The 10,924-nt window shown below is 37.9% G+C and carries 11 protein-coding genes and 5 tRNA genes; all 16 read right to left on the bottom strand.

From position 1 onward, the window contains the following. Nucleotides 1-76: 76 nt before the first annotated feature. The 16 genes from rpoB to rpsU all read right to left on the bottom strand — a co-directional run bounded on the left by rpoB (nt 77) and on the right by rpsU (nt 10,485). Complete coding sequence (gene rpoB / locus PHO43_RS06830) at nt 77-3,889, bottom strand: DNA-directed RNA polymerase subunit beta (RefSeq protein WP_053825939.1); 3,813 nt, start codon at nt 3,887-3,889, stop codon at nt 77-79. 97 nt (nt 3,890-3,986) lie between these two features. Further along, nucleotides 3,987-4,364, bottom strand: a complete 378-nt coding sequence (gene rplL / locus PHO43_RS06825) for a 50S ribosomal protein L7/L12 (RefSeq protein WP_045090205.1) — start codon at nt 4,362-4,364, stop codon at nt 3,987-3,989. Between the two features lie 81 nt (nt 4,365-4,445). Then, a complete protein-coding gene (gene rplJ, locus PHO43_RS06820; protein WP_045090204.1) occupies nt 4,446-4,964 on the bottom strand; it encodes a 50S ribosomal protein L10 in 519 nt (172 codons plus the stop codon). A 12-nt stretch (nt 4,965-4,976) separates the two neighbouring features. Then, the gene (gene rplA, locus PHO43_RS06815; protein WP_045090203.1) at nt 4,977-5,678 is read right to left on the bottom strand and encodes a 50S ribosomal protein L1; all 702 of its coding nucleotides are present in this window, start codon (nt 5,676-5,678) and stop codon (nt 4,977-4,979) included. 15 nt (nt 5,679-5,693) lie between these two features. Beyond that, nucleotides 5,694-6,143 (bottom strand): 50S ribosomal protein L11, encoded by a 450-nt coding sequence (gene rplK / locus PHO43_RS06810; RefSeq protein WP_045090202.1) that lies wholly within the window; start codon nt 6,141-6,143, stop codon nt 5,694-5,696. Between the two features lie 76 nt (nt 6,144-6,219). After that, complete coding sequence (gene nusG, locus PHO43_RS06805) at nt 6,220-6,762, bottom strand: transcription termination/antitermination protein NusG (protein ID WP_045090201.1); 543 nt, start codon at nt 6,760-6,762, stop codon at nt 6,220-6,222. Between the two features lie 18 nt (nt 6,763-6,780). Beyond that, nucleotides 6,781-6,972 (bottom strand): preprotein translocase subunit SecE, encoded by a 192-nt coding sequence (gene secE / locus PHO43_RS06800; protein ID WP_045090200.1) that lies wholly within the window; start codon nt 6,970-6,972, stop codon nt 6,781-6,783. Nucleotides 6,973-6,992: 20 nt separating this feature from the next. Then, a tRNA-Trp gene (locus PHO43_RS06795) sits at nt 6,993-7,065 on the bottom strand. A gap of 100 nt (nt 7,066-7,165) precedes the next feature. Beyond that, a complete protein-coding gene (tuf, locus tag PHO43_RS06790; protein WP_053825941.1) occupies nt 7,166-8,353 on the bottom strand; it encodes an elongation factor Tu in 1,188 nt (395 codons plus the stop codon). A gap of 128 nt (nt 8,354-8,481) precedes the next feature. Further along, nucleotides 8,482-8,553, bottom strand: a tRNA-Thr gene (locus PHO43_RS06785). A gap of 81 nt (nt 8,554-8,634) precedes the next feature. Continuing rightward, nucleotides 8,635-8,707 (bottom strand) — tRNA-Gly (locus tag PHO43_RS06780). A 46-nt stretch (nt 8,708-8,753) separates the two neighbouring features. Beyond that, nucleotides 8,754-8,836 (bottom strand) — tRNA-Tyr (locus PHO43_RS06775). 10 nt (nt 8,837-8,846) lie between these two features. After that, a tRNA-Thr gene (locus tag PHO43_RS06770) sits at nt 8,847-8,920 on the bottom strand. Between the two features lie 101 nt (nt 8,921-9,021). Next, the gene (gene hpf, locus PHO43_RS06765) at nt 9,022-9,324 is read right to left on the bottom strand and encodes a ribosome hibernation-promoting factor, HPF/YfiA family (protein ID WP_045090198.1); all 303 of its coding nucleotides are present in this window, start codon (nt 9,322-9,324) and stop codon (nt 9,022-9,024) included. A gap of 13 nt (nt 9,325-9,337) precedes the next feature. Then, nucleotides 9,338-10,228, bottom strand: coding sequence for a tyrosine-type recombinase/integrase (locus PHO43_RS06760; protein ID WP_045090197.1), 891 nt, complete (start codon nt 10,226-10,228; stop codon nt 9,338-9,340). Nucleotides 10,229-10,293: 65 nt separating this feature from the next. Further along, the gene (rpsU, locus tag PHO43_RS06755; protein WP_045090196.1) at nt 10,294-10,485 is read right to left on the bottom strand and encodes a 30S ribosomal protein S21; all 192 of its coding nucleotides are present in this window, start codon (nt 10,483-10,485) and stop codon (nt 10,294-10,296) included. Nucleotides 10,486-10,924 lie beyond the last annotated feature (439 nt).

The following is a 10,924-nucleotide window of genomic DNA, read 5'->3' as shown; positions in this document are numbered from 1 at the left end:
GAGTTATAATTTTTTGTTTGAATCTCCTGAAGATGATTATGCAGATAAACTGCAATAATCATCCATCGGTGAAAAATTAATCGAGAGAGATGTCTAGTCCCAATCCCTGAAGCTCATGAATAAGTACATTGAGCGACTCAGGTATACCCGGCTGAGGCATTGCCTCACCCTTAACTATTGCTTCATATGCTTTGGAACGTCCAACAACATCATCCGATTTAACAGTAAGAATTTCCTGAAGAATGTGAGAAGCTCCAAATGCTTCAAGTGCCCACACCTCCATCTCACCAAAACGCTGACCTCCGAACTGAGCTTTACCACCCAACGGCTGCTGTGTAATAAGTGAATATGGTCCAATAGAACGTGCATGCATTTTATCTTCAACCATATGACCAAGCTTAAGCATATAAATAATTCCTACTGTAGCCGGCTGGTCAAATCTTTCACCTGTTCCACCGTCATACAAATAAGTTTTTCCATATGCAGGAATACCAGCTTTATCTGTCCACTCATTCATGTCTTCCAATTGAGCGCCATCAAAAATTGGGGTAGCAAATTTAACTCCCAGCTGTTTTCCTGACCAGCCTAATACAGTTTCAAAAATCTGTCCAAGGTTCATACGTGATGGTACACCCAGAGGATTTAAAACGATATCAACAGGTGTTCCGTCTGCTAAGAAAGGCATATCTTCCTGGCGAACAATTTTTGAAACGATACCTTTATTACCGTGTCGACCCGCCATTTTATCTCCCACCTGTATTTTGCGCTTTTTAGCAACATACACTTTAGCACTTTGCATAATACCTGATGGCAATTCGTCTCCAATTGTCAGGTCAAAACGCTTACGTTTAAGTTCTGCATCAAGTTCTTTAAACCTGCGCAAATAATTGATAACCGTTGCACGTATAAGTGTATTCTTATGAGTATCTGTAGTCCATTTATTTAACTGAACAGATTGATAATCTATGTCAGATAAAATCTTTGGAGTAAATTTAGCACCTTTAGGAACGATATCAATATTGGTGTAATCTTTCACTCCGGCAGAAGTTTTGCCATCAGTCAGCTTAATAAGCTTTTCTATCAGAATTTTTCTTAACTCTTCAAATTTTGCCTCATACTCTTCATCCAGTTTTGGGAGTATAGCTTTATTTGAAAGTTTAGTCTTGCCTTTCTTGGATGCTTTAGAGAATAGATTTGTATGAATAACTACCCCTTTAAGAGAAGGAGATGCTTTTAGTGATGCATCTTTAACATCACCTGCCTTATCACCGAATATAGCACGAAGTAATTTCTCTTCCGGAGATGGATCTGATTCACCTTTAGGAGTAATCTTACCAATAAGAATATCACCAGGTTTAATTCTGGCACCAACTCTTACGATTCCTCTCTCATCAAGATCTTTGGTTGCCTCTTCACTTACGTTTGGAATGTCCGAAGTAAGTTCTTCCATACCTCTCTTGGTTTCACGAACCTCGAGTGAGAACTCCTCAACGTGAACAGATGTAAATACATCTTCACTAACCATTCTCTCGTTAAGTACAATAGCATCCTCAAAGTTATAACCTTTCCAAGGCATGAAAGCCACTTTAAGGTTCTTACCTAATGCCAGTTCACCATTTTCAGTAGCATAACCTTCTGTTAGAATCTCTCCAGCTTTAACTTGCTGACCTACACTGCAAATAGGACGGAGGTCAACAGTTGTATTCTGGTTTGTCTTACGGAATTTAGGTATATTATAAGTCTTTTCTGAATCTTCGAAGCTGGTGAATTCTTCTTCTTCAGTTCTCTCATATTTAATCTTAATAGTTGTTGCATCAACATATGTAATAACCCCATTACCTTCAGCTACTATCTGGGTTCTGGAGTCTTTAATTACATTTCCTTCAATACCAGTTCCCACGATCGGGGCTTCAGTACGAATAAGTGGAACAGCCTGGCGCATCATATTTGAACCCATGAGAGCACGGTTAGCATCATCATGTTCAAGGAATGGAATAAGTGATGCGGCTATAGATGCAATCTGCATTGGAGATACATCCATCAGATCCACCTCTTCAGGTGCAACTACCGGGTAGTCTGCATCTTGTCTTGATTTAACCCTTGGATTTATAAAACGGCCATTTTCATCAAGTGGAGCATTACCCTGTGCAATAATTTTTTCTTCTTCCTCTTCCGCTGCTAAATAAATGATATCTTCATTATTTATATTTACGACACCATTCTCAGCTTTACGATATGGAGTCTCAATGAAACCAAGATCATTAATTTTTGCATAAACGCAAAGTGATGAAATAAGTCCGATATTTGGACCTTCAGGAGTTTCAATAGGACAGAGACGGCCATAGTGAGTAAAATGAACGTCACGCACTTCAAAACCGGCACGCTCACGTGATAAACCGCCTGGCCCTAGTGCTGATAAACGTCTTTTGTGTGTAATTTCGGCAAGAGGATTCGTTTGATCCATAAACTGCGATAAAGCATTCGTTCCGAAGAATGTATTAATTACGGAAGAAATTGTTTTCGCATTAATTAGATCAATAGGTGTAAACACCTCGTTATCCCTTACGTTCATCCTTTCACGGATAATACGTGCCATACGAGTTAAACCTATACCGAATTGAGTATATAACTGCTCACCAACAGTTCTTACACGTCTGTTGCTTAAGTGGTCAATATCATCTACAACCGCTTTAGAGTTAATTAATTCGATAAGGTATTTTATAATCTCAATAATATCTTCTTTCGTGAGTACACGAATATCATCTGCGATATTAAGATTGAGTTTCTTATTTATTCTGTATCGTCCCACATCGCCTAAGTCATATCTCTTTTCGGAGAAGAATAGGTTGTTTATAACTTCTCGTGCACTTGAATCATCTGCTGGCTCAGCGCTACGTAATAGACGATAAATGTGTTTAATAGCATCAATTTCCGAGTTGCTCGGGTCTTTCTGCAGAGTATTATAAATTATAGAGTAGTCAATTGAATTGGATGCCTCTTTATGTAGAAGAATATAAGATACACCAGATTCAATAATTTCATCTATATGCTCTTGTTCAAGAATTGTTTCACGTTCAATGATTACCTCATTTCTTTCGATTGAAGTAACTTCACCCGTATCTTCATCCACAAAATCTTCCATCCAGGATTTCAAGACACGTGCAGCTAGTTTACGGCCTAAAACTTTCTTCAGGTTTGTTTTATTTGCTTTTACCTCTTCAGCAAGATCAAATATTTCAAGAATATCTTTATCATTCTCAAACCCAATGGCACGTAAAAGAGTAGTAACAGGTAATTTCTTTTTCCTATCTATATAGGCGTACATTACGTTGTTGATATCCGTTGCAAATTCTATCCATGATCCTCTAAAAGGAATAACACGGGCAGAATACAGAACACTTCCATTCGCATGAAGGCTCTGTCCAAAGAACACGCCCGGCGAACGGTGAAGCTGTGAAACGATAACACGTTCCGCACCGTTAATAACAAATGTACCCTTCTCGGTCATATAGGGTATAGTTCCCAGATAAACATCTTGAATGACCGGTGTAAAATCCTCGTGGTCAGGGTCAGTACAGTACAGATATAGTTTTGCTTTTAGTGGCACACTATAAGTCAGTCCTCTGTCAACGCACTCATCTATAGAATAGCGTGGAGGATCAACATAGTAATCTAAAAACTCAAGTACAAAATTGTTTCGGGTATCTGTGATTGGGAAATTTTCCGTGAAAACCTTATACAATCCTTCCTTTTTTCTGCTTTCCGGGGGTGTGTCGAGTTGGATAAAATCCTGAAATGATTGTAACTGAACTTCCAAAAAGTCTGGGAAGTCAAGCGGATTTTTAATCGACGCAAAATTTATTCTTTGATTAGCTTTGTTTGAAGACATGGGGATGAATTTATGAACCTAATATATATTGACAGAAAAGGTTAAGAACCTTCAGTGCTGAAGATTCCTAACCGAATAAACCTAATATAGGTATATGCTATTTAAGTTCAACTTCTGCTCCAGCCTCTTCAAGTTGTTTTTTCAAAGCGTCAGCTTCGTCTTTTGTTACACCTTTTTTCAATTCACTTGGAGCAGCGTCAACTAGATCTTTAGCTTCTTTAAGCCCTAGTCCGGTAAGTTCTTTAACCGCTTTAACAACTGCAAGTTTTGCAGTGCCAGCGCTCTTAAGAATTACATCGAATGAATTCTTTTCTTCAGCAGCGGCTTCTTCACCACCTACAGGTCCTGCAGCAACAGCAACAGCTGCAGCAGCTGGTTCAATACCGTACTCAGTTTTTAAAATTTCGGCTAGTTCATTAACCTCTTTTACAGTTAAGTTAACCAGGTCTTCAGCAAATTTTTTTAAGTCTGCCATTTTTTGTATTTGTTTAAATTGATTACTAATTCTGTTTGTTGTCTGAAAAATTTATTTTCAATAAATTATTCGGATCTTTAATTAAGATTCTCTTTCCGACAGAGTTTTCAGAACTCCGTGTATAGTATTACCGCCGGATTGGAGTGCTGAGATAACATTCTTAGCAGGAGATTGTAATAATCCAATAACATCTCCAATAAGCTCTGTTTTGCTCTTGATGTTTACAAGGTCTTTCAGTGTGTTTGCTCCAATAAAGAAGCTTTCCTGAACATAAGCACCTTTAAATACAGGTATCTTATCTGCCTTATGTTTATCAATTAGCTTAGCAGGAGCATTTGCTACATCAGAGAACATAATAGCTGTATTTCCTTTTAATACAGGATACAGCTCTTCATAGTTCTTATCTAATGATTCGAATGCTTTTTGCAATAAGGTATTCTTAACAACTACCAGCTTAATATCTTCAGTGTAACATTCTCTTCTTAATATACTCGTTTTCTCTGCATTTAATGTTGCAATGTCTGTGAGATAGAAGTTTTCGTATTTCTGCAGATCAGCTGATATTTGCTCTATTATTCGTTTTTTATCTTCCTTTTTCATTGATTTCCTTTTTTAATTGGTTTCTTCTAATGATTTTGTATCCAGTTTAATACCGGGACTCATTGTACTAGAAAGATAAACGCTCTTAATATAAGTACCTTTTGCTGCTGACGGTTTCAATTTGATCAACGTTTGGATAAATTCTCTAGCGTTGTCTCGAATCTGTTCCGGCGTAAATGATACTTTTCCTATAGAAGTATGAATAATACCGGCTTTATCAACTTTAAAGTCGATTTTACCCTGTTTAACTTCCTTCACAGCAGTTGCTACGTCGGGAGTTACAGTACCGCTCTTTGGGTTAGGCATAAGACCACGTGGACCTAATATACGGCCAAGTGCACCTATTTTACCCATAATTTGCGGTTGAGTGATTATAACATCAATATCTGTCCAACCACCCTTAATTTTTTCGATATATTCATCCAGTCCTACGTAGTCGGCACCAGCTTCTTTAGCTTGGGCTTCGACCTCCGGAGAACACAATACAAGAACTCTTACTTGTTTTCCTGTTCCGTGTGGAAGAGATGCAACACCTCTTACCATTTGGTTAGCTTTACGTGGATCCACGCCTAGGCGTACATCGATATCAACAGAAGCATCAAATTTAGTTGTAGTAATTTCTTTAACCAGAACTGCTGCCTCTTTTAGTGAATAGGCTTTCCCCACTTCAATTTTACTTAAAGCTAACTTTTGATTTTTTGTAAGTTTACTCATGTCTCAATTGAAGTTTTAAATATTAATATTCTGAGGAAATTTCCCTTTTACTGTAATACCCATGCTTCGGGCCGTACCAGCTACCATTCTCATTGCAGACTCCAGTGTGAAACAGTTTAAGTCGGTCATTTTCTCGCGTGCAATAGCTTCAACCTGTTCCCAGGTAATTGCAGCTATTTTTAAGCGATTAGGTTCAGCTGAACCTCCCTTTGCTTTACTTGCTTCTAACAGTTGTACTGCAACCGGTGGTGTTTTAACAATAAAATCAAACGACTTGTCGGCATAGTATGTAATTACCACTGGTAATATCTTACCGGCTTTGTCCTGAGTCCTGGCATTGAATTGCTTGCAGAAATCCATAATATTTAGTCCTTTCGAACCTAATGCAGGTCCTACGGGAGGTGATGGATTTGCAGCTCCTCCTTTAATTTGTAATTTTAGTTGTCCGGCAACTTCTTTAGCCATTTTCTTGATTTTAATTAATTGGGATTTTTCGAAACACTTTGAAGAATTTACAGAATCTGCGTAACCAAATATCTGATTATTCTTTCTCTACTTGCATATAACTTAATTCCAGCAGCTGTTTTCTACCGAAAATTTTAACCATCACTTTGAGTTTCTTTCTCTCGTCATTCACCTCTTCAACCACACCAGAGAAACTGCTGAAAGGACCGCTGATCACTTTAACATTTTCTCCAACATAGTATTTCATATCCATATCTTCGCCAGCTTCTTCCAATTCATCCATTGTGCCAAGAATACGCTTAACCTCCGACTCTTTTAAAGGTTGGGGGTTAGTTGTATTAGGCAGAAAACCGGCTACAAAATTGATATTCTTAAGTTCGTGAATAACCTCCCCTGTCAGTTCAGCTTCAATAAGTACATAGCCGGGAAGATAAGCGCGTTCTTTCATCACTTTTTTCCCGTTTCGCACCGTAAAAGTTTTCTCTGTAGGGATTAAGACTTGAGAAATATATTTCCCCAAATCGGTTTTTTTTATCTCTGACTCAAGATATTCTTTGACCTTATTTTCCTTACCACTAACGGAACGCAAAACGTACCATTTTTTTCTCTCTTCAGTCATTGTGTCTCTAATTCAGGATTATAAAATACCGTAGAGGATTTTTAATATCCACTCAAATAAAGAATCTATTCCAAATACTACTAAGGCAATTATTATGGAAGCAATTAAAACAATCACCGTACTGCCGGATAGTTCTTCTTTGGATGGCCAGGATACCTTATGAACTAATTCTGTATAAGAATCCTTTATATATGCAACTATTTTTTTCATCTATTTCAGATCATTTCTAGCACGGGTCGAGAGACTCGAACTCCCGACACCTGGTTTTGGAGACCAGTGCTCTACCAACTGAGCTAGACCCGTAAAGTTACCCTCCTTATTTCTTCATAAAGAAGAAGGTTCGGAGGGTCAATATTGATTATACTTTAATCCTTGTCAGTAAAGACAAATGATTTCGGTATTATTAGTCAATCAGCTCAGTAATCTGTCCGGCACCAACTGTACGTCCACCTTCACGGATCGCGAAACGAAGACCTACGTTACATGCTACTGGGTAGATAAGTTCAACGTCAATTGTAACGTTGTCACCTGGCATAACCATTTCTACGCCTTCTGGTAGAGAAATTTCACCGGTAACGTCAAGTGTACGGATGTAGAACTGAGGACGGTATTTGTTATGGAATGGAGTGTGACGTCCACCTTCTTCTTTCTTCAGGATATAAACCTCTGCTTTGAATTTAGAGTGAGGTTTAACTTTACCTGGGTGAGAAATAACCATACCGCGTTTGATTTCATCTTTGTCGATACCACGTAGTAAAAGTCCTACGTTATCACCAGCCTGACCTTCGTCAAGGATCTTACGGAACATTTCAACTCCTGTAACAACTGATTTCTTGCCTTCAGCTCCTAGACCGATGATCTGTACTTCTTCACCAGTTTTGATGATACCTGTTTCGATACGACCTGTAGCAACAGTACCACGACCAGTAATTGAGAATACGTCTTCTATAGGCATCAAGAATGGTTTGTCAACATCACGTGGAGGCAGTGGAATCCAAGTATCAACAGCATCCATAAGCTCCATAATTTTTTCTTCCCATTTTGGCTCACCGTTAAGTGCACCAAGAGCAGAACCTTGAATAACCGGAGTGTTGTCACCATCGAAGTTGTAGAATGAAAGCAATTCACGCATTTCCATTTCTACTAATTCTAGCATCTCTTCGTCGTCAACCAAGTCAACCTTATTCATGAAAACAACCAGCCTTGGAACGTTTACCTGACGTGCAAGAAGAATGTGTTCACGTGTCTGAGGCATTGGACCATCAGTTGAAGCAACAACTATAATAGCACCGTCCATCTGAGCAGCACCAGTAACCATATTCTTTACATAGTCAGCGTGACCCGGACAGTCAACGTGTGCATAGTGACGTTCTGCAGTTTCATATTCAACGTGTGAAGTATTGATTGTAATACCTCTTTCTTTTTCTTCCGGAGCGTTGTCGATTGAATCGAATGAGCGAACCTGTGAGAATCCTTTTTTTCCTAAGACGGTGGTGATAGCAGCCGTTAGAGTAGTTTTACCGTGGTCAACGTGACCGATAGTACCGATATTCACATGCGGCTTCGTCCGGTTAAAATGTTCTTTTGCCATAAAATGTCCTATTAATTAGTTTAAATAATATATGTATTCTTTGTATTTACGTCTATAAACAGTGAAACTCAAGACACTCGGCACTTCTGCCCCTAATCTTGATCCTAATGTCGTTCCATAAATTGTCGAGCCGATGGCGGGAATTGAACCCGCGACCTCTTCCTTACCAAGGAAGTGCTCTACCGCTGAGCTACATAGGCAAAAGAGTAGAAGACGGAACATACCGATTTACTTCGGACTTAACTTTTAGTCCCGTGCAGCACTGCGACATAATTTAAAAGAGCGGAAGACGGGACTCAAACCCGCGACCCTCAGCTTGGAAGGCTAATGCTCTATCAACTGAGCTACTTCCGCAAAAATGATTTATTGATTCAATAAAGTATCACTAAATCTAGAAAAGTGGGCAGTGATGGATTCGAACCACCGAAGGCGTAAGCCAGCTGAGTTACAGTCAGCCCCATTTGGCCACTCTGGTAACTGCCCAAAAATTCTGAGCCTCTTGTCGGATTCGAACCAACGACCCCGAGATTACAAATCACGTGCTCTGGCCAACTGAGCTAAAGAGGCTTGTATGCTTGATTTTAACCGTTCCTAAACGTTTTTAGGAGTGAAACGGTCGCAAAGGTAGTGATATTTTTATTGATGACAAAACATTTGTTTGTTTTTTTTCAAAAGTTCTCCTTAGTTTTTTCTTTAGTTTTTATGATTTGTTTCTCAATTGCCATAATACACAGGTCGATAGCCTCTTCGAAAGTATCTGCAGTTTTATTTGCGAATGCATCTTTTTGTTTGATATTTATCTTAATTGCTGCATCTTTGTTTTTTGCCGATTCAGGTTTGATTACTTTCAGGATTACTTCTGCCTGAATAATATCATCAGAAAAACGCTGAAGCTTTTTAACCTTTTTCTCAGTAAATGCTTTCAATTGTTCAGTTGCATCAAAGTTTACAGATTGAATCGTTAGTTCCATAAATTTACCTCCTCTATTTTTTTGCTCTGGGATGAGCTTTTTGATAAGTTTTTTTCATTTCTTCAAATGTGACATGAGTATAGATTTCCGTCGAAGAGAGACTAACATGTCCCAGCAATTCCTTAACAGCATTAATTTCTGCACCATTGTTCATCATTTCGGTAGCAAATGAATGACGTATCACATGTGGACTCCTTTTTGAAAGAGTAGGGATGTCGTTCAAATGGTTCCGAATAATATTATAAACTTGTACAGGACTTAATGGCTCTCCATTTTCTTTAACAATCAAAAAAGGAGATTTGTTCTTAATTTCTTTGTCTCTTACTTCTATATATTTTAGAATTTTATTCTTTGTATCATCAGAAAATGGTATAAAGCGCTGTTTGTTTCCTTTTCCTGTCACTTTAAGACTGGAAGAGCTGAAATCAATGTCGCTGTCTTTTAATGAAATAACCTCTGCACGTCGCATTCCTGTTACATATAGCAGTTCAATTAAAAAACGATCCCGGCAGCCTGTAAAATCGTCAGAATAATTATCCGGACTATCCAGAATACGTGTCATATCTCTGTTGTTAACAAAGACAGGAAGCCTCTTTGAGGTTTTTAATCCTGAGACAAGCTTAACCGGATTTTTTCCTATTAACTCTTTTCTCTCTAAAAAATTAAAGAACGTTTTTAATGAGCTTAGCTTCCTGTTCACGGATGAAGGTTTCATTCCCTGTTCCATTAGCCTGCTCATCCATATTCTTACAATATCGCTGTCGATTTCAGATGGATTGAAACTACCAGTCTCTTCTACAACAAAATCTTTGAACTGAGTGAGATCTATTAAATAAGAAATCTCCGTCTGAGAAGAGTAGTTCTTCTCATAACGGAGATATTCTGTAAATTTTTCTTTCCACATTCAGTAGCCCTCAATGAAAACATTTGAACTACGAAGTTAAAGAATATATTCAGAATTCGGAAATTTTATTCTTCGTTTTCTTGCATTTTCTGAACGTAAACAGCGTGTTGTTTTTGTTTACGATTCTTCACAGAAGGTTTAATGTATGCCTGACGTCTGCGAAGCTCTTTAACTACACCTGTTTTTTCATATTTGCGTTTAAATTTTTTCAAGGCTCTTTCAATGTTTTCGCCTTCTTTTAATGGTACAATTATCATTTTATTTGAAATTTGTTAGTTTATTAGTTTGTGAATATTATTGCAAATGGGATTTATAGAAATATCAGTATAATCGTTTGCTATACCTGATTATCTATAATAATACTGTTTTAAAATTTTTTCCCTGTTCTCTGTTTATCTGAGTGTTGCAATAACCTCCTTTCTATTTGGGCTGCAAAGATAAGAATAAAAACATTATGATCAACCTCATAATCAGATTTTTTGTTGCTTTTTGCACTCATTTATGCTTTTATGTTTTTCAAATAATATTACATACCTACTTTATAGTTATAAGGGGTTTACCAAGCCCTTACTAAGTCCAGTGCCTCCACATTATTATATAAGGAAGATAAGACCGAGGTATGAGTAAATTATAATCCAAAAAAGAGGTCATCCGCAAGAAAACTTGGGATGACCTCTTTTATTATATATAAAATGT

It is taken from the genome of Lascolabacillus sp. (genome assembly GCF_028696275.1).
Classification (GTDB): Bacteria; Bacteroidota; Bacteroidia; order Bacteroidales; family Dysgonomonadaceae; genus Proteiniphilum; species Proteiniphilum massiliensis.
This window is presented reverse-complemented; position numbering and strand designations above follow the sequence as displayed.

Excerpts from the sequence above, each read along its gene's own strand:
- rplL (WP_045090205.1), bottom strand. The coding sequence starts at position 4,364 with ATGGCAGACTTAAAAAAATTTGCTGAAGACCTGGTTAACTTAACTGTA.
- rpoB (WP_053825939.1), bottom strand. The coding sequence starts at position 3,889 with ATGTCTTCAAACAAAGCTAATCAAAGAATAAATTTTGCGTCGATTAAA.
- secE (WP_045090200.1), bottom strand. The coding sequence starts at position 6,972 with ATGAAAAAAATAGTTGCATATATAAAGGATTCTTATACAGAATTAGTT.
- rplJ (WP_045090204.1), bottom strand. The coding sequence starts at position 4,964 with ATGAAAAAGGAAGATAAAAAACGAATAATAGAGCAAATATCAGCTGAT.
- rplK (WP_045090202.1), bottom strand. The coding sequence starts at position 6,143 with ATGGCTAAAGAAGTTGCCGGACAACTAAAATTACAAATTAAAGGAGGA.
- rplA (WP_045090203.1), bottom strand. The coding sequence starts at position 5,678 with ATGAGTAAACTTACAAAAAATCAAAAGTTAGCTTTAAGTAAAATTGAA.
- tuf (WP_053825941.1), bottom strand. The coding sequence starts at position 8,353 with ATGGCAAAAGAACATTTTAACCGGACGAAGCCGCATGTGAATATCGGT.
- hpf (WP_045090198.1), bottom strand. The coding sequence starts at position 9,324 with ATGGAACTAACGATTCAATCTGTAAACTTTGATGCAACTGAACAATTG.
- rpsU (WP_045090196.1), bottom strand. The coding sequence starts at position 10,485 with ATGATAATTGTACCATTAAAAGAAGGCGAAAACATTGAAAGAGCCTTG.
- PHO43_RS06760 (WP_045090197.1), bottom strand. The coding sequence starts at position 10,228 with ATGTGGAAAGAAAAATTTACAGAATATCTCCGTTATGAGAAGAACTAC.
- nusG (WP_045090201.1), bottom strand. The coding sequence starts at position 6,762 with ATGACTGAAGAGAGAAAAAAATGGTACGTTTTGCGTTCCGTTAGTGGT.